Source organism: Phycisphaeraceae bacterium (assembly GCA_019636795.1).
Taxonomy (GTDB): Bacteria; Planctomycetota; Phycisphaerae; order Phycisphaerales; family UBA1924; genus JAHBWW01.
On the sequence record JAHBWW010000003.1, the window covers coordinates 496,309 to 522,945 of the forward strand.

Sequence of the window (26,637 nt, forward strand, 5' to 3'; positions counted from 1 at the left end):
TCGAGGACTCGGTCTGAGTGAGCCTTAGATCGCGATCAGCCTTCGCTGGGCTCGCTCGCTGGAGCAGCAGCGGCGGCAGCAGCGGCAGCGGCTGCTTCCTCGGCCTTCTTCCTGGTCTGGAAGTCCTCTTCCATGCTGCGGGCCGAAGCCAGAGCACTTTCAGCATCGTTGGCAGCAGCGTCGGCAGCTTCGACCTTTGCAGCAGCCACGGCTGCCTGAACAGCCTTGAACGCGTCGGCGACCTTCTTCTTCGGACCCGAAAGATCCGCGCCGGCCGTACCGGCAAGTTTGCCCATTTCCGCCACGGCTGCCTCAGCTCGCTTGAGCGAGCTCTTGGCCACCACACGCGACTTGGCAGCCGCACGACGCTTCTCCCAGTCCGCACGGCGCTTGGCGGGCAGAAGGTCGAGGCGACCGAGCATGTCTTCGACCGTCTCGCTGGGCTGGGCGCCCATGGCGAGCCAGTGCTGAACACGCTCGGCATTGAGTTCGACCTGCTTTGACGGATCGGGTTCGATCGGGTTGTACCACCCGAGACTCTCGATGACCACGCCGTTGCGGCGGGTACGCTGATCGATGGCACAAATACGGAAGAAGGGGCGATGTGTACGCCCGAAACGCTGCATGCGAATCCGGACCATGTGGTCCTCCTGAGTTGTGCGCCATGACCCGCGGGCAGACATGACGCCGGCCACGCTTCCGCTTCTGCGGAGAGCCGATCGGACCAGCGTGACCATCACGCCGGACCCAGATCACCGGGATGGGATTGTTGACCTGATCCGTCCACCAATCCACCGGCCTCGAACGAAAGGTCCATTTCTTTCTGGTTCGGGCACCCGCCGGGGTAACTCACAACCCGTCCGGGACGCTTCCTATGATGCCCAGCCCGAAAGGACCGGCCGATCCTGATGAGTTCAACCCGCGCCACAGATCCGAGTCTTGTCAGTTCCATCCCGCCACCCGGCGAGGAATCCGGCGAGGCTGGGCTTGCCAGGAACCCCTCGCGTCGCCGTGAAGAAAAGCCAAGGAAGCGACGCACACTCTTTGAGCGCATCGAAGCGTTCGTGAGCCGGCTGTCGTCTCGCAACAACTTCTGGCACCGCGTCTGCTCGATGATCTGGCTGCCGTATGCCTTTCGCAGCGGTATTCGGATGCGACGGCTCGACGACAAGACGTTTTCCGCAACCCTGCCGTTCACGAGGTTCAACAAGAACTGGTACAACGCCATGGCCGGAGCGGCGCTGCTTGGCAACTCCGAGATCGCAGGGGGCATGTACGTCTTTGGAGTCTGCGGCGGAGACTACACCGTTGTCTGCAAGCACCTCGAGTATCGGTTTCTTCGCCCGTGCTTCGGACCGGCGGAATATCGCATTACACCGCGCGAGGACATCCAGTCTCTTCTCGACGCGGGTGGAGAGTTCAACATCACTATCGACCTGGATGTGGTACAGACACTTCCGGTCTTGCGCAAACGCGAGAAGCGCAAAGGCAAGACTCTGCCGAAGTTCGGCGAGAAGCGCGTCGGGCGAAGCTCGGCCACCTTTCACGTCACGCCCAAGTCGCACCAGAAATCCAAAGGACGTTGAGCGTTTCGGACTCGACTCGCGATCTGAGCGCGATGCGATCACCGGTCCTGAACAGCGTTGACGTGGTGTCGGATGTGCGGCTCGGGCTGTCCCTGTATGTAATCAATCGCGATGACGTCAATACGCATCGGCCGCTTGAACCAGGCATTGGACCGGCGCATCGTCTTCGCGATGGCCAGTAGCCGGGCACGTTTGCGCGCGTTGATCGCAACCTCAGGCGCATGGCGATCGAGCGCGGCCTGCTCGCGCCTTCGCGTCTTGACCTCCACAAGAACAATGCCATTTGTGCGGGGGTCTTCACACAGAAGGTCAGCTTCTCCGGCTGTTACACGCAGGTTCTGACCAAGCACGCGATACCCCTGAGACCGCATGTACTGTGCAGCCAGAACTTCACCCGCTCGCCCGAGCGCGCCAGAGTCCGGACCAGCACGACCGAGCCTGCGCAAGAGCGCAAACACGTTCATGGTGTGCGACCCGCCGACGGCGAACCGTACCGGCGATCGGCAATAATGAACAACTGGTCACGCATGTCTGTGAGCGAGGTGAAACTCGCTCGCTGCTGAAGCCGACTCAAAAATCGTTCGAGTTCACGCGAGCGGCGCTCGGTGAAAAGTTGCTGCTGAATGACGAGTTGAGCGTCGTACAGTGAAATGGACTGTGTGGTGATCTCCACGAGCTTGAGCCACGCCGTGCTGCTGCCAAGTTCGAACGCGTCGGAGTGTGAACCGGGCGAGAGAGTGCGTGCAACGCTGTTGAGCACGTCACTGCCAAAGAACGCGGCATCGGCAAACTCGCCCTCGAACTCGAAGCGATCAATGCCTCCGGTCTCGGGTTTGTAGTTCGATTCGGACGCATCGGCAACAACATCAAACGATTCGCCACGCGCCAAGGAGTCGCGGACAAACGCAACCCCCTCGGCTGAGGAATTTGGAACACGAATCAGTCGAAACACCGCTGTCGGAGGCGGATTGAACGTCTTTCTATCGCGCTGGTATCGCTGCTCGATGTCACGCCACGAGACATTGACGCGGTTGTTGATCTCACGCATGATGGTTGCACGAATCAGTGTTTCCTGCTCGCGCGAGCGAATGAACTCGTCTTCGGTCATGCCCTGTTCTTCAGCAAGGCGCTTTTGCGCAAGGCTTCGGCTGCCCGCAGCACCGCTCGCCAGATCGGCCCGCGCATTGGCAAGAAAATAGCGCAATCCCTGCTTCTGCTCGGGAGTCAGGCGAGCAAGGGCTTCGGCACGCAACAGTTCGTCAGTCACGATGTCCTGGAGCCTTCGCTCGATCTCCGTCATGGCCCACGGGACCCATTGCCCACGCGGACGACGCTCGGCTTCGGCAGCAAGACGAGCAGCCATCGGTTCGAGAAACTCATTGGCATAGATCGGCTTGCCATTGACGTCTCCGACCTTCGCCTCGACGAGCACCGCGCTCTCGATCGCCTGTGCCGAACCCAACTCGATCTGAGGCGGGCCGGCACGCACCGTGACCATTTCCGACGCCGACCGCTCCTGGCCGCCCCTCGAATCGACTGCAACCGCAGCACTGGGGGCGACATCATCCGGAACATTCCTCGAAAACTCCGCAACTTCAACGAATCGCACTTCGCGTGATGGCGCAAACTCATGCGCACTTCGACAGGAACTCAGCACCGTCACGGCCAATACGGCGGCTCCGACACTCGCCAGTGCTCGACTCATTCGACGACCCGTGTGATCCATAGTGCTCTCTTTGCGTCTCATGCAGAACCTTTGAATCAATCGCGGACGACTCTGTCACGCTACCATTGGCTTTCCATCAACGCCTTGTGTAAGGATACCCCAAAATGTCCGACGACCAGACCCCGAAAATCATTGTGGATGATGACTGGAAGTCCCAAGCCCGGGCGGAGAAGGAAAAACTCAAGACCCAAGTTGAGTCGACTGACGATGCCGACGCTGGATTTCCCGAAAAGGTGTCCTTTCCCCACCTGCTCGAACTGCTCGTCACACAAACGCTCATGTACCTCGGTGCATTTCCAGACCCCACGACCGGGAAGGCCATGATTGCTCTGGATGCAGCAAAATTTCATATCGACCTCCTCGGGGTGGTCGAAGAAAGAACCAGAGGAAACCTGTCCGAAGAGGAAGAACGCCAACTCAAGGGCGTGCTTCACGAACTGCGGGTTCAGTTTGTCGAGATCTCGAAGGCGATCGCCAAGGCTGCCAAGGATGGTACTCTGCGATCGAACGATCCAACCGCCAAGGCCTGACTTGCTAGGCCTGCAAGCGCATTGTGCTGGAGAACATGCACGTGGGAAGTGAACAGAGTTTCTTGCAACGGCATCATTTCTTGCTGCGTCGGCTACATTCACTGACTGGAATCGTGCCCATTGGCGCGTTTCTGATCATCCACCTCACAACCAACTCATCTGTCCTTTGGGGTGCTCTCAACAGCAGAGCGACCTCTGCGAGCCCCACCGGTCGCGGTATCGAGACTTTTCAGCACGAGGTCTCGTTCATCAATGGCCTGCCTCTGCTGCTGCTGACCGAGATTTTCGTGCTCTGGCTTCCGATCGCGTTTCACTCGATCCTCGGACTGGTCTATGCACTGGGGGGTTCAAACAACGTTGCACGCTACGCCTATCAGGACAACCGCCGATACGTGTTGCAGCGGCTGACGGGGTATGTCGGGTTCGTGTTTATTCTGTATCACGTGGCGACGCTGCGATGGGGCTGGCACTGGCTGACTCCATCGGGTACCGCGTGGAGCCATCATTTTGCTGCTTCGACACTCGCTGCTGCGCTGCGTGGCGATGAAGGTCGATGGACCTTGGGCGGCGTGATCGTGTCGCTCGGGTATTTCGCCGGAGTCACGGCACTGGTGTTTCACTTCGCCAACGGACTCTGGACCGCTGCCATCACTTGGGGTCTGACGATCTCGACACGAGCCCAGCGTCAATGGGGCGTGGTGTGCTCGGCACTCGGTGCCGGGCTGATGCTGGCTGGGTGGTCGGCACTGTTCGGGTTTCTCTTTCTGGTCGATCATGGCGAGGCCCAACGCATCGAGCAACGCATGATTGTCGAAAAATACGGGCAGGAATACTTCGATCATCTGATGGACAAAGTCTCGAAACGAGACACGCAGGAGCAGGAAGCGCTTCTTCGGCAGGCGGCAAGCGCGCCGTATCCGGGGCCCGCCCCACGACTGCCCGAGTAATGCCGGGGACGAATATCCCTTCGAAGTCTCACCCGTCAGGAGTTTTGAAACGTGTCCAATACGAACCAGCGTGTGATTGTCGTCGGTGGCGGGCTTGCGGGTCTGGCGGCTGCCATTCGTGTCGCCGAGGCCGACGTTCCTGTCGATCTGTTCAGCATGGTGCCTGTCAAGCGCAGTCACTCGGTTTGTGCGCAGGGCGGAATCAATGCGTGCAATGAAGTCGCTCGGCAGCAGGGCTACAGCGAGTATCAGCACTTCGACGAAACTATTTACGGCGGAGACTACCTCGCCGATCAGGGGCCTGTGCTCGAAATGGCCAACTGGGCACCGCGCATCATCGATCTGCTCGATCGCATGGGCGTGCCGTTCAACCGCACGATCGAAGGTCGCCGCGACCTGAGGCTGTTCGGCGGCTCGCTGTTCAAACGCACCCACTTTTCCGGTGCCACCACTGGGCAACAACTGCTGTACGCCCTCGATGAACAGACGCGGCGCTACACCGCTGCCGGCAAGATCAACATGTGGGAGTTCTGGGAGTTTCTCTGGCCCATCACGATCGGCGAAGGTGAAGACCGCCGCTGCGTGGGCATTGTCGCACAGGACATGCGAACAATGCAGATCCGCAGCTTCCGCGCCGACGCTGTGATCATGGCAACGGGCGGCTGCGGACTGGTATTCGGCAAGTCAACCAACAGCATCATCTGCACAGGCGGTGCTGCCAGCCGCTGCTATCAGGCGGGTGCGTGGTACGCCAATGGAGAGATGATCCAGGTCCATCCGACGGCTATTCCCGGTGCCGACAAGTGCCGACTGATGAGCGAATCGGCACGCGGCGAAGGCGGGCGTGTCTGGGTGCCGCGCACCAAGGGCGACACACGCGACCCGCGACAGATCCCCGAAAGCGAACGCTGGTATTTCCTCGAAGAGCGCTATCCCGCCTATGGCAATCTCGTCCCGCGCGACATCGCGACGCGCGAGATCTTCGATGTGTGCGTCAACGATGGCATGGGTGTCGATGGACAGAATCAGGTGTACCTCGATCTCACGCACAAGGATCCCGAGTATCTCACGCGCAAACTCGGCGGCATCATGGAGATCTACGAAAAGTTCGTCGGGGTTGATCCTCGCTTCAGCCCGATGAAGATCTTTCCTGCGGTGCACTATTCCATGGGCGGGCTGTGGACACAGTTCACACCCGGGTCGTACCGCCCCGCCCAGCCGGCGGGCGAGCACAAGCCGGGCATGACGCCCCCGGTGGGAACAGAGGTCGGGCTAGGCATGGCGTATGGCGCACCCAACAACATGATGACCAACATCTCGGGGCTGTATGCCTTTGGCGAGGTGAACTTCGCCTTCCATGGCGCGACGCGCCTCGGTGCCAACGCACTGCTCTCGTGCATCTTCGACGGTCTGTTCAGTGGCGTCTCGGTGGTCAACTCACTCTCGCAGGGACCGGCCGGCGACGCACCAGCCGAGGGCCTCGATGCCAAGGTCTTTGCCGATGCGGCTGCACGCGAGCAGGCCAAACATGATGCGCTGATCGCCTCGGTCACGCAGGGCGATCCCGACGAAACCTTCAATCCCTACGTCATCGCACGCCAGCTCGGCGATGAGATGACGGCGGCCTCCACGGTTGTCAAGACCGGCCCCCGCCTTGAACAGTGCCTCCGCACGCTGTCCGAACTGCGACAGCGTTACGCGCGGGTCCGCCTAGGCGACAGTGCGGGATGGACCAATCAATCGCTGAGTTTCACCCGCGCACTGGGCGACATGCTCATTCTGGCCGAGTCGATCGCCCTTACGGGGCTCAAGCGGCGTGAGAGTCGCGGGTCGCACAAACGCCTCGACTTTCCTGACCGCGACGATGCGCAGTTCCTGTGCGCCAGTGTGGCCGAGTACGACCCCGCCAGCGGCGAGCACCGCGTGTTCTACAGGCCGGTCCAGACGGACCTTGTGCGACCGCGCGCCCGCACCTATGGCAAGACAGACGACGCAGCGGGTGCTCCTGCTGCCAAAGCCTCGCCCGCCGCGCTGGCCTCGACCTGATCCCGTTGCATCGTGTCCGCTTTTTCTTTGCGAGATGAATCCATGAGCACCGCACCGCACCACCACGCTGCTTCCCGCACGCCTGCCAAGGCCGGGCGCACGGTCCGTTTCCGCATCAAGCGTTGTGACGGCCCTGGCCAGCCAAGCCGATGGGAAGAGTTTGATCTCTCGATCCCTCCGGGGGCCAACGTCATCTCGTGCCTGCAGCAGATTGCCGCCAGCCCGGTGACGATCGAAGGCCGGCGCACGACGCCGGTCGTGTGGGATTCGGGCTGTCTCGAAGAAGTCTGCGGCGCCTGCACGATGGTGATCAACGGCAAGGTCCGCCAGAGCTGCTCGTGCATCATCGATGCGCTTGCCCCTGCCGATGGGGACGTCATCACGCTCGAACCGATGAGCAAGTTTCCGGTCGTGCGCGATCTCTGGGTCGATCGGTCGCGGCTCTTTACTGACTTGCAGCGTGCCCGAGCCTGGGTGCCGATCGATGGCACCTACGCGCTGGGCGACGGCCCGCGCGAATCGCCCGAACAGCAGCAGCAGCGCTACGTCATGAGCACCTGCATGTCGTGCGGCTGCTGCCTCGAGGCCTGCCCGCAGTACCATCTCCAGCCCGATCCCGAAACGGCGGACGGCTTTGTCGGGGCGGCGGTCATCAATCAGGTCCGGCTGTTCAACGAGCACGCCACGGGCGCGGTCCTTGCGACCGAGCGCCTCGACCTGATGCTCGAACCGGGCGGCATCGCCGACTGCGGCAACAGCCAGAACTGCGTCAAGGTCTGCCCCAAGGAGATCCCGCTCACCGAATCAATCGCGGCGATCGGTCGGGCTGCGACGATCCACGGCTTCAAGCGGTTCTTCACCGCCCGCCGCTGAGCGTGCCGCTTTGCCCTGTGCTCCCTGGCCTACTTCTTCGTCTTTTCCTCGAGCTTGATCGGCGGGCGCCATTCTGTGGCGCCGGGGATGCGGCGTCCCCACGTGTTGCCGTGCCGATCGCCAGATCCGGTGAGGAAGCGCACGAGCATGCGATGCACCATGTCCATGTTGGGCAGGATCCCGTGGAACCCGGCGACGCGCGACAGCGCCCGGTCGCCGATCTCCCAGTAGCCGTAGTCATCAGGCGTCACAACGACGAGGTTCGATTCGTCGAGGAACGCGGGAATCGCGCCCTCGAGGGGCACCGTGCCGTCGCCGCTCTGGCGTCGCTCGGCGGGGGTCGGCTTGTCCCACAGGTTGCGGCGATCCTTGCTCGACAGCGCGAACTCGGGCTTGCCGCGGTGGAGCCCCACTTTCAGGCTCACGCGCGTCACACTGTCAGCGCCGACGACACACAGATAGTCGTCGCTCGTCAGGCCCGCCTTGTCGAGTTTGAACTTCTCAAGGCGTTGGCGGTGCGCGCGTGCGGTCGCCAGCATCGCCGAAAAGAGCGTCATCGCCTGATCGCGGTGGTCCTTGCGGTACAGGCCGTGCTGCTTGACGTACTCGGCGAGAGTGTCCACGATGCTCGGTTGCCACAGATCCGGGTCATAGAGGCTCGTCGGCAGGCCGCTGCCGGCTTCAATTTCGATCCCGCGGCTCATCGACGGGATCAGGTGATACAGCGCGGGCGTCAGCCGGGCCGACTCGCGCTCGCGTGAGCTGGGCGGGCTGGCACCGAGGTCGCTCGTGCCTGTGATGACCTTGATCACGGCTTCAAAGGATCCCCGATACGGCGAGGCGAGCGTGGCGACCTTGCCCACGCGGGCTTTGCTGGCCAGCGTGTCGAGGCACCCCGCGATGATGAGGCCGCCCATCGAGTGCCCGACGAGGCTCACCTTCGGATCGGTATCGAAATCACTGGCCGCGTAGTGCCGCAGCAGGCGGGTGCGTTCGATCACTTCGTCGATGAACGCCGCCAGCTGGGCCTCGACGATCTCCAGCGGCTGGCGCCAGTCGTACGAGAACGGATACACGGGCACACTCTGGTCGGGGCGCGGCGAAAGGTTGTGGCGGAGTTCGGCGATCAGCTCCTTGTAGGCGATTTCGAAGACCTGGTCGCTGCGCACCCGCGCCGGCTGCGCCGCCTCGAAAGCCACGTTGTCCGGGTGCATGGCGATGCGGTCGTAGTCCTTGCGCAGAACGCTCCACACCGTCTCGGGCGGCAGCGGATAGTCGTCGCGGAGGTAGGTCGCGGTGATGCCGGGGACAACAATGACGGGATCGGGCGGGCGGCTGGCCATGGGTGCTCCTTGCGCGGGCGGCTGGTTGCGATGCGCCCGCTGCGCATCAGAGCGTACCACAGACCGGAGTGCTCACGCGCCGGCGCGCGGGCCGCCCGCGGTTCAAAACGCGGTGCGTGCAGGCTTGATCTGCATCTGGTACAGTGGCGGTCCGGCCCGAGCGGGGGCGATTGCGGCACGCGTCCGCGACGCCGGGCCGCTGGAAACACGCAATGCACGACGACCACGCCCAGAACGAATATTCCGCGCCACCGCCGCTGTCCGATGCGGACGCGATGGCCATCCTCGGCTGCATCGAGTGCGGCTACGCGCTGGCAGGGCTCGATGCGGCTGGCGTGTGCCCCGAATGCGGCGCGCCGATCGAACGCAGCCTGCGCGGCAACCGCCTTCTGTTCGCCCCGGCCGACTACATCCGCACGCTCCAGCGCGGCCTGGTGCTGGTGCTGAGCGGCCTGGCGGCTCTGCTGGTGATTGTGATCGCCTGGTTGATCGGCTTAATGGCGGTGACATTCGCCGGTTTGGGCACAGGGATGCGCTGGCTGACGGGAGATCTGCTCTTTGCGGCGTGCGGGCTGCTTTTTTTTGCGGCGATGCTCATCGTGCTCGCGGGGTGCTGGTTGCTCTCGATGCCGCATCCCGGCTTTGTCGGGCGTGATGAGGCCGCGGGGGCGCGGCGGTGGCTGCGCATCGGGGCAGCGGGAATCCTGCTGACATTGCTGATGGTGGCGGCGATGATGATGCCCGTGATGCAGGCGCTGCCGCAGCCCGATTTGGTGATGCTGCTGGTTAGCGGGCTGTGGCTGGTGTTCTTTTTCATCGCGCTGGTCGCCTCGATCCTGCTGGTGCGACACCTGGGCCCGCTGGCCGACAACCGCATCATCGCGCGCCGCGCGACCCTGTATGTGTGGCTGTGCCCGCTGCTGTCGATCGTCGGCGGCCTGTTCTGCGGTCTGGCCCCGCTGATCGCGCTGGTGCTGTACTGGAACCTGCTCGACCTGCTACGCAAAGAACTCAAGCGCATCAGGCGTCAGCAGGCCATCGTGGCTGCCGGGGGGCTCATTCCATAACACGCGGCGCTGCGCTGCGGGGCGCGGCAGGGTATATTGAAGTACACAATGCACGACGACCACGCCCAGCACGAACTTCCCCCCGCACCGCCGCTGCCCGCCGTCCTCTCTCTCGACGACGCTGTGTGCGTGACCTGTTCCTACCGCCTGGCGGGGCTCGACGCGGCGGGGCTGTGCCCCGAGTGCGGCACGCCGGTAGCGCGCAGCCTCATGGGCAACCATCTCAGGTTCGCTTCGCCGCAGTATCTGCGCTGGCTGCACACAGGCCTGCTGATGATCATCATCTCCTTTGCCGGGCAGCTGGCGATCATGGCCTTGAGTCTGGTCGTCGGGCTGGGGATGGTGATCGCCAGCGGGATGGGGGGCGTGGGCACGCCGGCGATGATGGTCTTCACCTTCGTCTCGGCGCTGCTGGGGACGCTGGTGAGCCTGCTGGGCCTGTACGGGTGGTGGCTCTTCTCGACGCCGGACCCCGGCTTTGTCGGGCGTAATGACGGCGGGCAGGCGCGCCGGCTCGTGCGCGTCAGCGTCGTGCTGCTGGCCGTGATGTCGGTGGCCCAGGTCTTCACCGCCACGCCCGCCGCCGCTGCGCGGCCGCTGGTCATGATCGCCTCGATGGGCATGGGCGTGATCGGGCTGGCGATCACGGCCCTGTGGTTTTTCGCCGCGATCCTCTATATCCGCTGGCTGGCTCCGCGCGCGAGCAACACGGCGGTCGCGCTGCGCACCCGCCTGTATATCTGGCTGCTGCCGGTGCTGACGACGGTGGGCGCGCTCCTGTGCGGGCTGGGTCCGCTGATCGCGCTGATCCTGTTCTGGATCATGCTCGACGCGCTGCGGCGCGATCTCAAGCACATCCGCGCCGAGGCCGACCGGCTGGCGGCTGCACCCGGACCCGCGGTCGAAGCGTGAAGCGGCCACTGCGTCGCGTCGCGGCGCTGCTGAGCCGGATGCCGGGTGCCGTGGCCATGGCACCCAGCCCCCGGTTGTAAGTACTGGCCAACCCAAGGAGCCCCGAACACCAGTGAGGGGATGGCCTCCGACCCCGATGATCCCCCCGCCCCCTTTCGCTACACTGTCTTCATGGACATGGATTACACCTATCACTACCCGTCGCAGCGCGCCCCGGTCATGGCCCGCAACATCGTCACCACCAGCCACCCGCTCGCGGCCCAGGCGGGGTTGAGCATGCTCGACAAGGGCGGCACCGCGGCCGACGCGGCCGTCGCCACCGCCATGGCGCTGACCGTCCTCGAACCGACGTCCAACGGCATCGGAAGTGACGCCTTCGCCCTCGTCTGGGCGGGCGGAGGATTGCATGGCCTGAGCGCCAACGGTCGCGCGCCAGCGGGCCTCGACCGCAGCAGGTACGCCGCCAGCGGCGACATTCCCACCCTCGGCTGGGACGGCGTGATCGTGCCCGGGGCCGTGAGCGGCTGGGTCGCGCTGGCGCGCGAGTTCGGCCGCCTCCCGCTGACCACCCTGGCCGAACCGGCCATCCGCTACGCCCGCGAAGGCAGCCTCGTACCGCCCGAGATCGCCTACTACTGGAACCGGGCCGCCGACATCTACGGCCGCGCGCGCCGCCAGCACGAAGCGCTGCTTGCCCCGTGGTTCGAGACCTTCACCTCCGGCGGCAAAGCCCCACGCGTCGGCAGCGTGGCAAGACTCCCCGATCATGCAACGACCCTCGAAGCCATCGCGGCCACCGATGGCCAAGCCTTCTATCGCGGCGATCTGGCCGAAAAGATCGACGCCGCCGCGCGCGCGGGCGGCAGCAGCCTGCGCTCCAGCGACCTGGCAGCACACCAGCCGGACTGGGTCCGCCCGATCAGCATCAACTACAAAGGCTGGAAACTCCACGAGATCCCGCCCAGCGGCCAGGGCATCGCAGCGCTGATGGCCCTCGGGATCGTGCGGCTCTTTGACCTGGCCATGCTCGACCCCGACAGCCCGAACGCCCTGCACATCGTCATCGAGGCCATGAAACTCGCCTTCGCCGACGCCCACCAGCACATCGCCGACCCCGATTTCATGCAGGTCCGCCCCGCCGATTTGCTCGATGAAACCTACCTCGCCTCGCGCGCCCGCCTCATCGACCCCAACCGCGCCCAGGACTTCGGGCACGGCGAGCCGAAGACCGGAGGCACCGTCCTGCTCGCCGCCGCCGACGCCGAAGGCATGATGGTCTCGTTCATCCAGAGCAACTACACCGGCTTCGGCTCGGGTGTCGTCGTCCCCGGCACCGGCATCGCCCTGCACAACCGCGGGTGCAACTTCAGCCTCGAAGCCGGGCACGTCAACGAGGTCGGGCCGGGCAAGCGCCCCTACCACACCATCATCCCCGGCTTCGTGACCCGCACCCGCGCCGACGGCAGCGACGAGCCGCTCATGGCCTTTGGCGTCATGGGCGGGTTCATGCAGCCCCAGGGACACGTGCAGGTGCTCCTGCGCATGGCAGACCACCGCATGAACCCCCAGAGCGCCCTCGATGCCCCGCGCTGGCAGGTCGAGAAGGGCCTGCGCGTAACCATCGAACCGGGGTTCGACGCCGGGGTCTATGAGGGCCTGCGCGCCCTCGGCCACGACCTGCACATCCACGACAAACCCAATGCCGCCTTCGGACGCGGCCAGAGCATCGTCCGCGTGGACGGCGGATACATCGCCGGGTGCGACCCCCGCTGTGACGGACAGGCTGTCGGATTCTGATCACGGCCCGCTCAGGCCTTCTTGAGTGAGTCGCGGATCTCGCGCAGCAGGACCACATCCTCGGGCGGAGCAGCCGGCGCGGCCGCGGCCTGCTCCTTCTCGAAGCGACGCTTGGCCGCGTTCATCATGCGGATCATCATGAAGATGATGAACGCCAGAATGATGAAGTTGATCATCACCGTGATGAAACTGCCATAGGCCATCACCGGCCCGAGTGCCTTGGCATCGGCCAGCGGCAGCGGCGCCCCGCTGTTGGCGGCCGAATACGCCTCGACGCCCGAGCGCACCGTGTCGTTGAGCGGAAAATACAGATTCGTGAAGTCCGCCTTGCCGACAATGCCCACCACCGGCATCACCACGTCGTCGATCAGCGCCTTGACGATGCCGCCAAAGGCCGCGCCGATGATGATCCCCACCGCCATGTCCATCACATTGCCGCGAAGCGCAAACTCGCGAAACTCTCTGACGATACCCATGATGAAGGCTCCTGTGTGTGCTGGTGCTGAACTGACCGACACGGGCGAGCAGAATCGCCCGCGCCGCTCAGTGTAGCGAGGCATCGCCGCGCGTGCGATCATCCACCGCCACCAGTCGCGCTGCGGCCGCCGGCATGTTGGCATACTGGCACCGGCGCACACCGAGATACACAAGGATCTCGAACCACAGCAGACCAAGCAAGGCCCCGACCAGCGGCATGATCAGCGGGCCGAGCAGCAGGAGTTCGTACGTCGCAGGCGGCCACGTCTGAGCCAGATGACGCATCGCAAACCCGGCATAGAACGACGCCCCCACCAGCAGCGAGCCCGCCACCCAACCGGCCGAAGCATGCGCCACGATCGTGGACGCAACCCCCGCGCTGATGCGACGCCCGCGCGCCCGACCCCAGAGCATGATCCCGCGACGCTCCACCGCTGTCGCCGCCGCCAACCCCAACCACGCCAGAGGCATCAGCCACACCACAACAAAGGCTGCCAGACCAGGAGGATCGAACTTCGGATCCGGATGAAACGAGATCAGCGCCGCTGTACAGACCACCAGTGCCGCAATCGAAAAGTGAACCCACTTGAGAACAACCACGGAGTTCGCATCAATCCGCACCACCTCAAACATCCGCCTCGGCTGCACCAGCGCCATCAGCAGCGTCTTGAAGTACCCGAACCGCTCGCCCCGCTGCCATGGCGTGCCGCGCCTGGCGTCCGGATGGCTTGTCTCGATCAAAAGGCCGCACTCCGGGCACACGCTGCCGCGTGACAGACCATTGAGCACGTACCCGCAGCGGCTGCACAGGAAGTCATCATCAGCAAACGGACGAGGCTTCATCAACGGGCCTCCTGCCCCGCACGGGCGTTGATACACTGTACAACACTGCGGGGATTCGCAACACCACGACTGAGGGTTCCGACTTTGGTTCACATCCAGCGCATCAGCCTCGATCACCCCCTCTACGCCCAGGAGTGCGATCTGCGCGATCAGGTGCTCCTCAAGCCCATCGGGTACGACATGGCCCGCTTCCGAAGCGAGTACGCCGGCATGGAGGAAGCCTTCACGCACTTCGTGGCCGTCGTCGATCACGCCGCAGGCCCCTGCGTCATCGGGTGTGCCCTGCTGCGCCCCCACTATCCCACCCCCCGGCAGGGAAAAGTCATGCAGGTCGCCGTCGATCCGCAGCGCCAAGGCGAAGGGATCGGCCGCCAGCTCATCATCGCCATCGAATCGCACGCCTTCGGGCAGCTGGGCCTCGAAGAAGTCTTCTGCCACGCGCAGCTGTCGGCCATCGGGTTCTACGAAAGGCTCGGCTGGGCCGTCGTGAGCGAGGTCTTCGAGGAAGCGGGCATCGACCACCGTAAACTTGCGCTGCACAACAGCATTCAGGACACCGCCCCATGAACACGTCAGCGAGCCCCCATGTTCATTGAGATCGAACAGGTCCTCATTGATCGGCACCGCATCGCCCGGCGCGTGCGCGAGATGGCCGGCGCGATCGCGACCGATCTGGCAGCCATTACCGCCCGCGAAAAGAGCAGCGTCGAGGGCCGCGTCGTGTTCGTGCCGATCATGACGGGGGCGATGATCTTCGCCGCCGACCTCGTGCGCGAGATGCCGATCAAACTCAGCCTCGAACTGGTCGCCATCTCGAGCTATCCGGGGCAGTCCGTCGTCTCGCGCGGGGCGCGCCTGGCCAGCGAACTCCCGCGCGATCTGGCGGGCAAGCATGTGGTCGTCATCGATGACATCCTCGACTCCGGGCAGACGCTCGACCTCGTGCGCAAGGCGATCCTCGCGCAGAATGCCGCCAGCGTCCGCCTCTGCGTTCTGCTGCGCAAAAACGTCCAGCGCGTCGTCGAAGTCGAACCGGATTACGTCGGGTTCGAGATCCCCGACGCCTTCGTCGTCGGCTACGGCCTCGATTACGACGGCTACTACCGAAACTACCCGGAGATCGGTACGCTCAACCCCCTGGCCATCGCCCAGCACCCTCCTGTGACATGATTCCCACGTGACATGACTCCACATGGAGAGACAGTTCGCGCCAAGGCTTCGCGTCGCACCGGTCGCAGCGTCGTGCCCGCCGGCGAGAGCATCCTGCTCGACCAGAGGCCCAGCGCGTGGCTCATCGTCTTTCGTGCAGCCCCATACATCGGACTGGTCGCAGCCTGCCTGCTCTTCGCCGTTCCGCTCTCCTCAGCCGCGTCGACGCTCACGCCGCGCCCGATCGACCTCGCATCGATGCTCGTCATCCCGGCAACAGTGATGTGCATCGTGATTCTCGTGGTTGCTGTGCTCGACTGGCTGCTCCGCAGATACATCCTCACAGACCGTCGAGCAATCTCCGTGCGAGGCATCCTGCATCAGACCGTCGCCGATGTTCCCCTTAAGCAGATTCAGAACATCGGCCTGTCGCGTCCGCTCGCTGCACGACTGGTCGGCATCGGACACATCGGCCTTGCTACCGCAGGTTCCGACGGCTGGGATCTGACCTGGACGCACACACGCCGCCCGCACGCACTGATCGCGCAGGTCCGCAAGGCAATGGACCAGACCAAGGCATGACGCACAGCAAGCACAGCCAATTCGTGATCATCGGCATCGCTGGAGGCGTGGGTGCCGGCAAGAGCACCGTGGCACAAATGCTCGGCGACCTCGGATGTGTCGTCATCGACTCGGACGCAGCCGCCAAAGACGCACTGCAGCGCGCCGACGTCATCGCCACGCTCCGCGCATGGTGGACAGACGCGATTCTCACTCCGACCGGACAAGTTGATCGACGCGCCGTAGCCAGCATCGTCTTTCGCAATCCAGCCGAGCGGACACGACTCGAAGCGCTCATTCACCCCCTCATCGCGCAGGATCGCGCCAGGACGATCGAGGCTGCCGTACGCGCAGGACTCCCCGGTGCGGTCATCGACGCGCCGCTGCTCTACGAAGCCGGCGTCGATCGCGAATGTGATGTCGTTCTGTTCGTCGATTCCCCTCAGGATCATCGCCTCGACCGCGTCCGTAAATCCCGAGGCTGGACCGAGGAGGATCTGCGTCTGCGAGAAATTGCTCAACTCCCCCTTGATGTCAAGCGGGATCGAGCCGATTATCATGTAGTCAACTCGGGCGACCCGGAGGTACTCCGGGAGCAGGTGACCCGAGTTTTCAAAGAGATCACAGCACATCGCTGCATCCCAACGGACCCACCGGGCCCCTGAAGCCCGTTGCTCATGGAACACAGTCGGCCTGCCACGCGGCACCCGCCTCATTCGCGTGGGTCGGTCGCTCCAAAACGCTTTCGGTGCAGGCTCTCAACGCCGCACTCTCATTCAAGGTATACCCCCCTTTTCGACTCACACACGAGTTCCCTGCGATCCACATTCAAAATGGCTCGGGCGGAACATTCATCACGGGCCACATTCGCCTCCCGGCGATGTTCATAGCCCAAATCAAGGACCGAACATGACCAAGACAATCCCGGCTGCCGACGGCGAGGCCGACGCCAAAAAACCACGTACTCGCGCTCGCAAGCCCAAAGCCGAAGATGCCGGCGCAATCCAGGAGCCCGTCGCGCCAGCCCCCAAGCCCGCACCGGAGGCAAAGCCCGAACCTCGCCCAGAGCCCACGAGGAGTGAAAAAGTGACAACCGAAGGCCAACGTCCTGAGGAATCTCGCTCCGCACCACAAGGTGACTCATCCGGATATCGCCAACGGGAATATGACTCGGGCGGCGGACAAGGCCGCGATATGAACGGCGGTCGTACAGGCAAGAACCGCCGCAAGCGCAAGAAACGCAAAGGTGGCGGAGGAATGCCCGGTTCCGGGGGTGGCGGTGGAGGCGGTGGTGGCGGCGGCGGGCATTACCACTACAGCCCGGCCTACGACCACCTCCCCAGCGATGAGGAACTCGAACGCGAAGCCGCCGAACTCGAAAAGATCGCTGCCAAGGTCGGGCCGCTGTCCGAAGAACACCATCTGACGATCACCGAACTTCAGCGCATGGAGATTGACGAGATCTTCAAAGTTGCTGAGGATGAAGGCCTCGAAGACTACCACCAGACACCCAAGCAGGATCTGATCTTCAAGATTCTCAAGGCCCGGGCAGCACGGCTCGGGATCATGTTCGGCGAAGGCACGCTCGAAATCATGCCCGACGGGTTCGGATTCCTCCGCAGCCCCGAGCAGTCATACCTGCCCGGACCGGACGACATTTACGTCAGCCCCAGCCAGATTCGACGCTTTGGGTTGCGCAAGGGCATGACCGTGCGGGGTGCAATCCGTCCGCCGAAGGAAAGCGAGCGGTACTTCGCACTTCTCAAGGTCGAAACCGTCAACGGCCGCAACCCGGCCAAGATTCACGACATCGTGAACTTCGAAGACCTGACCCCGCTGCATCCCGAAGAGCGCTTTGTGATGGAAACCACGCCCGATGAGATCGAAATGCGAATCGTCGATCTTGTCGCTCCGGTCGGGAAAGGACAGCGTGCACTCATCGTCGCCCCGCCTCGCACCGGCAAGACTGTCCTGCTCCAGAAGATGACGCGCGCGATCACCAAGAACTACCCCAAAGTCAGAATAATCGTGCTTCTGGTCGACGAAAGACCCGAAGAAGTCACGGACTTTCGTCGGCACACCGCTCCCGAAGTCGAAGTTGTGGCATCGACTTTCGACGAGCAATCCAGTCGCCACGTCGCAGTGGCCGAGGTCGTCATCGAGAAGGCCAAGCGCATGGTCGAGTTTGGTGACGATGTCGTGATCCTGCTCGATTCCATCACGCGCCTGGCGCGGGCGTACAACTCCGAGATGCCGCACTCGGGCAAGATCATGACCGGCGGCCTCGACTCCAACGCCCTTCAACGCCCCAAGAAGTTCTTCGGCGCTGCCCGCGCGATCGAACGTGGCGGTTCGCTGACCATTATCGGCACCGCACTGGTTGATACCGGGTCGAAGATGGACGAAGTCATCTTCGAGGAGTTCAAAGGCACCGGTAACTCGGAGTTGCACCTTGATCGCCGCCTGGTTGAGAAGCGCATTTACCCGGCCATCGATGTCGCGGCTTCGGGTACGCGTCGCGAAGAACTCCTCATGGACCCGAAGGAACTCGAACTGGTCTATCGCCTGCGCAAGGTGCTGGCCGACATGAACGTGGTCGAGGCCATGGAACTGCTCAAGGCAAGGATGAAGAAGGTCAAGACCAACGCAGAGTTCCTGATGACTATGGCCATGGGATAACCCCCCCCTGTTTCAGGAGATCATGCACATCCACGCGACTTGTGGTATATTCGGCTTCCAGACGGGCACCATGGGCCCGCAGGAGGCAGTGTGGTACTCTCGCATCGGGTTCTCTTCCGATGGATTGTGCCCGTGTTCGCGGCGGGTTGGTCTGGTGCGCTCATCCTTGCCGGGATGTGGGTGATTCTTGAGGCCGCGACCCGTTGGCCGATCTTGTACGTACCACTGGTCGCGGGCGGGACATCGCTGCTCTCGGCCGGCAACGTCGTCTTTCTCGCGGGGGTGGCGGATCGCCTGTTCCCCAACGCCCGCCTTGCGATTGTCGAATGGCTGGAGATCATCTCGTGCCTCATGTTCCTTCTCAGCTTCCTCGTGTGTCTCGTTATGCTGGCTTTCGCCTGATTGCAACGGTCGGAGCCGTCCTCTGCCTCACGACGCCGTCGCACGCGCAATCGCCACCGACCATCGCACCCGAGATGCACGCCTCGCGGGCAATGCAGCAGCACGCCATGCTCGAGTTGCGGATGCAATCCAAACCCACGCCCGACGACTTTCGCATCGCCATGCTCACGCTCGAACTGGCACGCGACCTGACGCCCAACGATGCTGAACTGGCGCGATCAATTGCGGCTGCAGCCTGGTCAACCGGGCGGGCCGACCTGCTCATCGAAGCAACGCGAAACCTTGTCAAACTCGATCCATCGGATACCGTCGCACAACTCCGACTCATCACCGCCACCATCGCGCAGCTCCAGACCGCCGAAGCCAGACTGTCGGCCTATGAGCGGTTCCTCGGCCCGGCAGGGGCATCGCTGGATCCATCCATCCGAAGCCGCCTGGCAATCGATGCAGCCCTCCTGTATCGCGAGCGAGGCGAGGACGAACGGTTTGTCGATACACTCAATCGTGCCATCGCGCTCGACGGGACCAACAAGGCGGCTGCCCAACTCGCGCTGACGTTCTACACAAATCAAACCGTAGATCCAATCGGCGCCTTCGAACTGCAACTCAACCTTCTTTACGCCGACCCGCTGGATCCGAATGTGCATCAATCGCTTGCGAACGCACTGGCTCTCGAAGGCGCGATGAACGAGTCGCTGCGGTTCCACAACCACGTCATTCGCCTGGCAACGCTCGAAGGACGCTTTGGCGAAGCGCTTGAAATGGAATCGCTCGCGCTGGCGTGGCAGTTGCGGGGTGGCGAACCGCTGCTCGACGCACTCGAAGCAAGACTCGCACGGCAACGCCGCGAAGCCCAGGAGCAACGCGTCCTTGCCATAGAGAGAGACTTGCCGCTCGACAACCTTGTCGACCCCAAAGATGTCCGCCTCGATCCTGACAAGGACAAGCTTCGCATTTTGCTCGGGCTTGCGCTCGAGAAGCCAGAAATTGTACGCGCAGCAATGAGCGACTTGACGAACTCGATCTTCTTCGCTGCTCAGCGCCTCATGGATCCTGCCACTCGACCCGCAGGCATGTCCGAGGAACAAGGTCTCTCGCAACTGATCGGCATGCTGGTGGAACTTCAGTTGTATCGATTGTGGGCGAACCTCGATCGAGAGCAGGTCGATTCGGATCTTGATGTGCTGCGCGAGCGCGCGGTCGGCGATGTGGACACGCTGCTCGAACCTCTCAAGCCGTGGCTTCTGCTCCGCGACGGCAAGCCCGAAGAAGCCATCGAGTTCACCATGTCACGCCGCGGAGCCATCGGCAGGCTCGCAGAGATCGCAGCCGCGCTTGCGATGATCGAGCTCGACCGAAAGGCCGAAGCCTCAGAAATTCTCGTCGACGCATCGAGGCCACTGGCGCTGTCTTCGATCGGCGCATGGTGCCGACACATGGCTCTTGCGCTGGACTCGAAAGCGAAGATTCTCTCGCCTACAGGTCGAGCCCTGAGCACGCTCTCGAACGAAGTCCCGAGATTCATCGACGACATGATTGTCGACCCGAGCACGTTCATGTCGCTGCGCATCGAGACGGATCATCGCAGCCTCGGGCCGATCGATCCGTTCACGGTTCGTGTCAGGTTGCGCAATCTTGCAAGAATCCCGCTCGGCGTCGGTTCGGATCGCCCGCTCAACAGCCGCATCCTTCTCCAACCTCACCGCGACAACAACACAGCATACTTTGCGGGGATTCTGTTCCCTGAAGTCATCGAACTCGATCGCCGCCTTCGACTCAACTATCTTGAGTCCATTGAAGTCGAAGTGCCTGTCGATCTTGGTGCGACCGGATACGTTATGAGCCTCAACCTGCTCTTCAATCATCGCATGCGGTGGCGCGCATTGCAGGGATTTCGTATCGGCCGACTCGGATCATTCGTTCCAGGCCCGTTGTGTCTGAGCGACGAGACCTTCGCCGTCGAAAAACTCATGGCCCCAGAACGTGCGCTGCTCAGAGGCGTCGAGGTCGACATTCTGACCGTGCGCATTCGCACTGCAACCACTGCACAACTCCCCCACCTGGCCCAACTCGTCAGAAGCCTCATGCTCGGCTGGCCCGACCCGAATCAGCGAAGGCCCGACCCCCTCGCCCTTGTACTTGCCGAAACCGTCACGCTGCGCATGCGTGACGGCCAACCCATCGAACAACTTCTGCTCGCGTCGATCATGCCGCCCGAGCCGCTCGACCCCTCCATGACACGATTCGATCAGGTTGCGGTGTTTGTGCCGCAGCAGCCCGACTTTCGTGACCAGCCTCACGCTGCGCTGATCGAAGCGATGGTCCTTCTGACCCGAGTCCGCAACGCCGACGATCCGTTCATTGAGTTTGTCCAGACCAGTCCGGACCCGCGTCTGGTCGAACTTGCAGGGCTCGTGCGCGAGCGACTCGAACAATCTCGCCCGTGCATCGCGCGAGCGAAGCATCCGACCGAGTTTCTGCCTCGTGCCCTGAAGCAATAGCATGGACGAACCACGGAAGGGCCTGAAGATCCTGCACGACGAGCAGACCATTCCTTCAACCGAACAGAGAGCCGCAAGGGCGCGGCGCATTGTCGGCTTTGTAATAGGAATTCTGCTCGTGGCGGCCGCCGTCTGGGCGGTCGGCGGCGGCCAAGCCGCACTCGATGAACTCTCGACCCGCATTGCCGATGCGCCGATTCACCTCAAGGTGCTCACAGTCGCGCTGCCGATCCTGAACTGGACGCTGATATCCATCTCATTCTGGCTTTTGTCGCGGCGGTTCGGAGTCGTCCGGATCGGTGAAATGCACGCCTTGATCGGGAGCGCATGGCTCCTGAACTACCTCCCGATGAGGCCCGGCATGATCGGGAGAATCGCCTATCACAAGTCAATCAACAGCATTCGTGTTACCGATTCCATTCGCATCACCATCACCAGCGTTGTGCTGACTGCCGTGGCCGTCTGTACGCTGCTTTGCTTGAGTCTCATCGCACTCGACCTGCGCTCCGAGATTGCCTGGTTCGTGCTCGCCGCGCCGGGGATTGGCCTTCTCGTCATCGGAGGCACCATTGCTGTGCGCACCCGATCGGTGTTCTCTCCGGCCGCTGCGATCACACTCGCAACGGCAACGCGGTTCTTCGATATTCTGACGTGGGTCGCACGCTATGCCGTCGTCTTTGCTCTGATCGGTGAACCACTGACCATCGCGCAGGCGGCGCTCGTCACAGCTGTCAGTCAGGTCGCGATGATGATCCCGCTGGCAGGCAATGGGCTGGGTATTCGTGAATGGGGAATTGGGTTGACTGTTCCTCTGGCGTCGGGTGCGGCTTCAAGTGTCGGACTGACTGCGGACCTGCTGAACAGGGCAGCCGAACTCATTGTGGCGGTTCCAGTAGGGCTTGCGTCGGCGGGAATCCTGCTTTATGCGCACCAAAAGCGAACTCGCGAACAGAAAGACCTCCAGTTGAGTCCCGATCCGGCCGATCCATCCATGCGTACTGATTGACAGAGCAGCGTCATGGTCAGCAAGATTGAACAGGACCACCAACGATTCCGGCAAATTGTGCGCGGTCGTATCCGCAAGGATCTACGCCGATTCCTGACACGAGACGAACTCATCGGCCGCGAAGGCAAGCGGGCGGTATCGATCCCGATCCACGACATCGACATCCCCACTTTTCGGTATGGCGATAACTCTTCGGGCGTGGGGATGGGTGAGGGCGAGGAAGGCGACGCTGTCGGGCAACAACCAGGCGAAGGCCAGAACGCCGGTGGCGAAGAAGAGGGTCGTCACCTGCTCGAAGTGGATGTCGATCTCGATGAGCTTGCCGACATTCTCGCTGAGGAGCTCGAGCTCCCGCGCATCAAGCCCCGCGGCGAACATCGCATCACCTCGATCCGCGACAAGTACTCCGGCATCCGCCCGGTCGGTCCCGCAGCCCTTCGCAACTTCAAACGCAGTTACAAAGAAGCCCTCAAGCGTCAACTCGCGATGGGTGACTACGACCCCGCAAACCCGATCATCATTCCTGTGCGGGAGGATCTGCGGTTCCGCAGCTGGAACGAGGTCAAGAAACCGCAGTCCAATGCGGTCATTGTCCTCATGATGGACGTCTCAGGATCGATGGGTGAGGAGCAGAAGCAGCTCGTTCGCTTGCAGGCGTTCTGGATCGATACCTGGCTTCGCCGCAACTACGAGGGTATCGAAACTCGCTATATCGTTCACGATGTGCGTGCTGCCGAGGTCGACAAGAAGACATTTTTCACGATGCGTGAAGACGGTGGCACACGCATCAGTTCTGCCTACGCGTGCTGCCACGAACTGCTCGACGCCCACTACGACCCCGAAGCGTGGAACACATACCTGTTCCACTTTTCCGATGGTGACAACTCATCCGAGGCTGACAATCGACAGTGCGTCAAGATCCTGGATGAACAACTCATCCCCCGGTGCAATCTGTTCGGGTATTGCCAGGTTCATTCCGCGTATGGATCGGGCAACTTCATCAACGTTCTTCATGAAGCGTTCCCGGATGGGAGGCGTGATGAAGACGGCCAGCGTCTGATTACCAGTCGCGTCAATCAGAAGGCGGACATCTACGATTCGCTCAAGACGTTCTTCCAGGCCGGGCGGTGAAGTATCCACCGCCGGCGCAGTACTCAGAGCATTCGGGAACTCACGGGTGATCGCATTCACGATCTATGCTGCGCTGGTTACGTTCTTTGCTGCTCGTTGGCGCAGGACATTGCGCGGATTTGTGATCGTGGCGCTGGCCGACGCGTTACTCGTGGGTTTGGCGTGGTTGCACCTCCAGATTCCTGTGCTTGAGGAGCAGGGATTCAGACTCGCTGCGAACATCAACATTCGACCGTTCCAGGCGATTCTGTATCCGTACATTGCGGTCATCGCGTTGGTCGGGCTGTTTGTCGCTTCACTGCCTCGCCATGCCCCGGTCGAGAGTTGCGGGCACTGCCGCTATGACCTGTCCGCGCTGCTTGAAGAACCGGGACCACTGATCTGCCCGGAGTGTGGGCGTCGCCATGTGCGTATTGGCTCGAAGGAGCATCGGCAATCGGGTACGCTGCGATCAAACTACCGCGAGAGTGATTTCGTCGCCATTGACATGCTGCATCCTGAAGAGCGTGCCTGACGAAGTTTGCCGCCTATCTCCCGCTGATCCCCTGCCTGCAGCGAACTATGCACATACGATGCCCTGTGAGTGACTTCGTACGCATCACAGACGTTTCGCCGCGCGACGGGCTGCAGAATGAGCCTGTGCCGATATCGACAGAGCGCAAACTCGAACTCATCGGTGCTCTGGTGCGCACTGGTGTGGCGGAAATCGAACTGACGAGTTTCGTCAGCCCTAAATGGGTTCCCCAACTGTCCGACGCGGCCGAGGTGCTCGAACGCGCTGCCGAGATGCGCTCAGACTCCGTCTGTTTCAGTGCTCTCATTCCAAACGAAAAGGGGCTCGAACGCGCACTCGAGATTCGGGATCGCACCCGATGCCTTGATAAAATCGCGGTCTTCACCGCTGCCAGCGAGACCTTTACACAACGCAACACGAACACATCGGTTGATGGCACGATCGATCGTTTTCGCCCCGTTGTGGACATGGCGCGGCAGGCAGGGCTCATGGTGCGTGGGTATGTCTCGTGCGCGATCGCGTGTCCGTTTGAAGGCCCGATTGCGCCCGAGGCGGTGGTGCATGTCGCGGCTCGGCTGCTCGCGCTGGGTGTAGACGAGATCGACCTGGGCGACACCATCGGTGCGGGCACGCCGGATTCGATTGCTCACCTCATTGACACGATGTTCGGTCGCCTCGGGCCCTGCCGCCAGACCGATCTGGATGAGCCATGTCTGACATTGCACCTGCACGACACGTTGGGCCATGCTGCTGCCTGTGTGCGCAAGGCTTTGGAACTTGGCGTGCGTTCGTTTGACTCGAGTGCCGCTGGTCTTGGCGGGTGCCCGTATGCATCGACCGAGACGTCGCGCGCTCCGGGCAATATCGCGACTGACACGCTTGTGCGCACGATTGAAGAGGCTGGCTACAACACGGGAATCAACCACGCTGCGCTTGCCGATGCGACCACGATCGCGCGTGCGATTGTTGCGGAGGCGCACTGAGATGATCCGAGTGGAAGATGCTGCGGCTGTGCGCACCATCGCGATGTCGCGCCCGGAGAAGCGCAATGCGCTCACGACTGCGATGCTTGGCGAACTTGAGCATGCGTTCGCAGTGCCCGATTCGATCCGTGCGGTGGCTTTGATTGGTGAGGGTCCGGTGTTCTGCGCCGGGTTTGATCTCTTCGAGAATGCGCCAGACGTTGAACTGCGCTCACTGCGGGCTCAGCTATCGGGCTTGGCGGCGGTGCTGTCGGTCATGCGAAGCAGCCATGCAGCGATTGTGGCTGGTGTGCAAGGAGCGGCTGTGGCTGGCGGATGCGCGCTGCTGGGCGGCTGCGACCTTGTGATTGCGGACCGCGCAGCCAAACTCGGCTATCCGGTGGTGCGACTGGGTATTTCGCCAGCAGTCACTGGTCCATACCTGCGGCAGTCGGTGGGCGACGGAAGCGCGCGAGCGATCATGCTTGATCCGATGCTGCTCACGTCGGACGCAGCACATGCAATGGGGCTTGTATCGCAAGTGGTGAACGACGCAGCGGAGGTCGCACCCGCGGCACTCGCCGCCGCCGGGCGCCTGGCGAGCAAGCCCGGTCTCGCCATTGCTGAGACACGACGCTGGCTCGGTGTGCTTTCGCCGATGGGTGATTGGACTGATGTTGCGCGCGATGCGTCGCTGGCGGCGCTTGATCGTGATACCTTCGTACGCCTTCAGCAGGAGGTCTGGAACCGATGAGTGACTTCGCACTGCTCGATTTTGACGCGCCACGAGCGACGCTCAGGCTCAACCGGCCACAGCAGCACAACGCACTCTCACTCGACTTGCTTGCTGCGTTGCACGCGCGACTCGAAGAACTCGAGGGGCGTGATGACATCACTGTGCTGACGCTGACGGGCACTGGGCGGAGTTTCTGTGCTGGGATGGATCTCAAGCAAGTGCTTCGGACCGAAGGTGCAGAGTGGCAGGGACCGGCGGTACTCGAAGCGCTCGCACGGTTTACGTTGAGGCTTCGCGAGCTTCCCATGGTCGTTGTCGCGAGCGTCAATGGTGCGGCGATTGGTGGCGGGTGTGGCCTGGCATGCGTTGCGGATCTTGCGATCTCGCATTCAGACGCGAAGGTTGGCTTTCCCGAAGTCGATCTGGGCTTGTGCCCTGCGGTGGTCGCGCCGTGGGTGGTGCGCAAGCTTGGTGCGGGTCGTGCGCGGCGGGTGCTCTTGAGCGGGGGAGTGATGAGCGGTGCCGAAGCACACAACATCGGGTTGATTGATCATTGCGCACCCTCGCGCGATGAACTTGCCGGGCTGACCGATAGGATCGTCAGTAGGCTGGCAGCTGGTGGAGCGGGTGCGATGCGGGCGACCAAGGATCTCTTGAACCGGCTTGATGGGTCGCTTGATGCAGCGAGCGTGCTTGAAGGTGCGCAACTGTCGGCCAGGGTGCTGGGAACGGCAGAAGCACAGGCTGCATTGGCGGCGCGGTCGGGTTGAAAGAGAGTTGCGGTTGCCAGGATGATGCAAAAATGCGGATTCGCAGGGGACTTGAAATCACGGGGCACCCCGGACCCAA

At 62.6% G+C, this 26,637-nt stretch carries 27 protein-coding genes; 21 read left to right on the forward strand and 6 right to left on the reverse strand.

Translation table 11 applies throughout. The annotated features are described in order from the left end of the window. Positions 1 to 35 precede the first annotated feature (35 nt). A complete protein-coding gene (gene rpsP / locus KF757_08200; GenBank protein MBX3322957.1) occupies positions 36 to 641 on the reverse strand; it encodes a 30S ribosomal protein S16 in 606 nt (201 codons plus the stop codon). A 267-nt stretch (positions 642 to 908) separates the two neighbouring features. Between rpsP and KF757_08205 the strand changes: the two genes are divergently transcribed. After that, the gene (locus KF757_08205) at positions 909 to 1,586 is read left to right on the forward strand and encodes a hypothetical protein (GenBank protein ID MBX3322958.1); all 678 of its coding nucleotides are present in this window, start codon (positions 909 to 911) and stop codon (positions 1,584 to 1,586) included. A gap of 38 nt (positions 1,587 to 1,624) precedes the next feature. On the opposite strand, the gene KF757_08210 is transcribed toward KF757_08205, so the two are convergent. Both KF757_08210 and KF757_08215 read right to left on the reverse strand, forming a co-directional pair. Next, on the reverse strand, positions 1,625 to 2,050 hold the full coding sequence (locus KF757_08210) for a YraN family protein (GenBank protein ID MBX3322959.1): 426 nt from the start codon (positions 2,048 to 2,050) through the stop codon (positions 1,625 to 1,627). Then, positions 2,047 to 3,291 carry a hypothetical protein gene (locus KF757_08215; GenBank protein MBX3322960.1) on the reverse strand — a complete coding sequence of 415 codons (1,245 nt, stop codon included), beginning with the start codon at positions 3,289 to 3,291 and terminating at the stop codon, positions 2,047 to 2,049. Before KF757_08215 ends, KF757_08210 begins: the two co-directional genes overlap by 4 nt. 125 nt (positions 3,292 to 3,416) lie before the next feature. Between KF757_08215 and KF757_08220 the strand changes: the two genes are divergently transcribed. The 4 genes from KF757_08220 to sdhB all read left to right on the forward strand — a co-directional run bounded on the left by KF757_08220 (position 3,417) and on the right by sdhB (position 7,708). After that, on the forward strand, positions 3,417 to 3,842 hold the full coding sequence (locus KF757_08220; protein MBX3322961.1) for a DUF1844 domain-containing protein: 426 nt from the start codon (positions 3,417 to 3,419) through the stop codon (positions 3,840 to 3,842). A 113-nt stretch (positions 3,843 to 3,955) separates the two neighbouring features. Continuing rightward, a complete protein-coding gene (locus KF757_08225; protein ID MBX3322962.1) occupies positions 3,956 to 4,789 on the forward strand; it encodes a hypothetical protein in 834 nt (277 codons plus the stop codon). A 51-nt stretch (positions 4,790 to 4,840) separates the two neighbouring features. Continuing rightward, complete coding sequence (locus KF757_08230; protein ID MBX3322963.1) at positions 4,841 to 6,835, forward strand: FAD-binding protein; 1,995 nt, start codon at positions 4,841 to 4,843, stop codon at positions 6,833 to 6,835. Between the two features lie 42 nt (positions 6,836 to 6,877). Continuing rightward, positions 6,878 to 7,708 carry a succinate dehydrogenase iron-sulfur subunit gene (sdhB, locus tag KF757_08235; protein MBX3322964.1) on the forward strand — a complete coding sequence of 277 codons (831 nt, stop codon included), beginning with the start codon at positions 6,878 to 6,880 and terminating at the stop codon, positions 7,706 to 7,708. A gap of 29 nt (positions 7,709 to 7,737) precedes the next feature. Here the strand turns inward: sdhB and KF757_08240 are convergent, their stop codons facing one another. Next, positions 7,738 to 9,051, reverse strand: coding sequence for a hypothetical protein (locus tag KF757_08240; GenBank protein ID MBX3322965.1), 1,314 nt, complete (start codon positions 9,049 to 9,051; stop codon positions 7,738 to 7,740). A 212-nt stretch (positions 9,052 to 9,263) separates the two neighbouring features. Between KF757_08240 and KF757_08245 the strand changes: the two genes are divergently transcribed. From KF757_08245 to KF757_08255, 3 genes are all read left to right on the forward strand, one after another. Next, positions 9,264 to 10,118: a hypothetical protein gene (locus tag KF757_08245; protein MBX3322966.1), complete on the forward strand. Its 855-nt coding sequence runs from the start codon at positions 9,264 to 9,266 to the stop codon at positions 10,116 to 10,118. A 48-nt stretch (positions 10,119 to 10,166) separates the two neighbouring features. After that, entirely contained in the window at positions 10,167 to 11,030 is an 864-nt protein-coding gene (locus KF757_08250) for a hypothetical protein (protein ID MBX3322967.1), read from the forward strand. A 171-nt stretch (positions 11,031 to 11,201) separates the two neighbouring features. Then, entirely contained in the window at positions 11,202 to 12,827 is a 1,626-nt protein-coding gene (locus tag KF757_08255) for a gamma-glutamyltransferase family protein (GenBank protein MBX3322968.1), read from the forward strand. A gap of 11 nt (positions 12,828 to 12,838) precedes the next feature. Here the strand turns inward: KF757_08255 and mscL are convergent, their stop codons facing one another. Both mscL and KF757_08265 read right to left on the reverse strand, forming a co-directional pair. Then, positions 12,839 to 13,303, reverse strand: a complete 465-nt coding sequence (gene mscL, locus KF757_08260) for a large conductance mechanosensitive channel protein MscL (GenBank protein ID MBX3322969.1) — start codon at positions 13,301 to 13,303, stop codon at positions 12,839 to 12,841. A gap of 67 nt (positions 13,304 to 13,370) precedes the next feature. Next, a complete protein-coding gene (locus KF757_08265; protein MBX3322970.1) occupies positions 13,371 to 14,147 on the reverse strand; it encodes a hypothetical protein in 777 nt (258 codons plus the stop codon). 84 nt (positions 14,148 to 14,231) lie between these two features. Between KF757_08265 and KF757_08270 the strand changes: the two genes are divergently transcribed. From KF757_08270 to KF757_08330, 13 genes are all read left to right on the forward strand, one after another. After that, positions 14,232 to 14,714: a GNAT family N-acetyltransferase gene (locus KF757_08270; GenBank protein MBX3322971.1), complete on the forward strand. Its 483-nt coding sequence runs from the start codon at positions 14,232 to 14,234 to the stop codon at positions 14,712 to 14,714. Between the two features lie 18 nt (positions 14,715 to 14,732). Continuing rightward, positions 14,733 to 15,317, forward strand: coding sequence for a hypoxanthine phosphoribosyltransferase (gene hpt / locus KF757_08275; protein MBX3322972.1), 585 nt, complete (start codon positions 14,733 to 14,735; stop codon positions 15,315 to 15,317). 12 nt (positions 15,318 to 15,329) lie between these two features. Further along, positions 15,330 to 15,878 carry a PH domain-containing protein gene (locus KF757_08280; protein ID MBX3322973.1) on the forward strand — a complete coding sequence of 183 codons (549 nt, stop codon included), beginning with the start codon at positions 15,330 to 15,332 and terminating at the stop codon, positions 15,876 to 15,878. Further along, the gene (gene coaE, locus KF757_08285) at positions 15,875 to 16,522 is read left to right on the forward strand and encodes a dephospho-CoA kinase (protein MBX3322974.1); all 648 of its coding nucleotides are present in this window, start codon (positions 15,875 to 15,877) and stop codon (positions 16,520 to 16,522) included. The genes KF757_08280 and coaE overlap by 4 nt, the downstream gene beginning before the upstream one ends. Before the next feature lie 757 nt (positions 16,523 to 17,279). Next, positions 17,280 to 18,536: a transcription termination factor Rho gene (rho, locus tag KF757_08290; GenBank protein MBX3322975.1), complete on the forward strand. Its 1,257-nt coding sequence runs from the start codon at positions 17,280 to 17,282 to the stop codon at positions 18,534 to 18,536. Positions 18,537 to 18,668: 132 nt separating this feature from the next. After that, positions 18,669 to 18,938, forward strand: coding sequence for a hypothetical protein (locus tag KF757_08295; GenBank protein MBX3322976.1), 270 nt, complete (start codon positions 18,669 to 18,671; stop codon positions 18,936 to 18,938). Then, on the forward strand, positions 18,911 to 21,439 hold the full coding sequence (locus KF757_08300; protein ID MBX3322977.1) for a hypothetical protein: 2,529 nt from the start codon (positions 18,911 to 18,913) through the stop codon (positions 21,437 to 21,439). The genes KF757_08295 and KF757_08300 overlap by 28 nt, the downstream gene beginning before the upstream one ends. 1 nt (position 21,440) lies before the next feature. Next, entirely contained in the window at positions 21,441 to 22,445 is a 1,005-nt protein-coding gene (locus KF757_08305; GenBank protein MBX3322978.1) for a hypothetical protein, read from the forward strand. Between the two features lie 12 nt (positions 22,446 to 22,457). Continuing rightward, positions 22,458 to 23,576: a DUF444 family protein gene (locus KF757_08310; protein MBX3322979.1), complete on the forward strand. Its 1,119-nt coding sequence runs from the start codon at positions 22,458 to 22,460 to the stop codon at positions 23,574 to 23,576. A gap of 46 nt (positions 23,577 to 23,622) precedes the next feature. Next, on the forward strand, positions 23,623 to 24,090 hold the full coding sequence (locus KF757_08315; protein ID MBX3322980.1) for a hypothetical protein: 468 nt from the start codon (positions 23,623 to 23,625) through the stop codon (positions 24,088 to 24,090). Positions 24,091 to 24,155: 65 nt separating this feature from the next. Further along, positions 24,156 to 25,073, forward strand: a complete 918-nt coding sequence (locus KF757_08320) for a hydroxymethylglutaryl-CoA lyase (protein ID MBX3322981.1) — start codon at positions 24,156 to 24,158, stop codon at positions 25,071 to 25,073. 1 nt (position 25,074) lies between these two features. Next, entirely contained in the window at positions 25,075 to 25,806 is a 732-nt protein-coding gene (locus tag KF757_08325; protein ID MBX3322982.1) for an enoyl-CoA hydratase/isomerase family protein, read from the forward strand. Further along, positions 25,803 to 26,558 carry an enoyl-CoA hydratase/isomerase family protein gene (locus KF757_08330; GenBank protein ID MBX3322983.1) on the forward strand — a complete coding sequence of 252 codons (756 nt, stop codon included), beginning with the start codon at positions 25,803 to 25,805 and terminating at the stop codon, positions 26,556 to 26,558. The genes KF757_08325 and KF757_08330 overlap by 4 nt, the downstream gene beginning before the upstream one ends. Positions 26,559 to 26,637 lie beyond the last annotated feature (79 nt).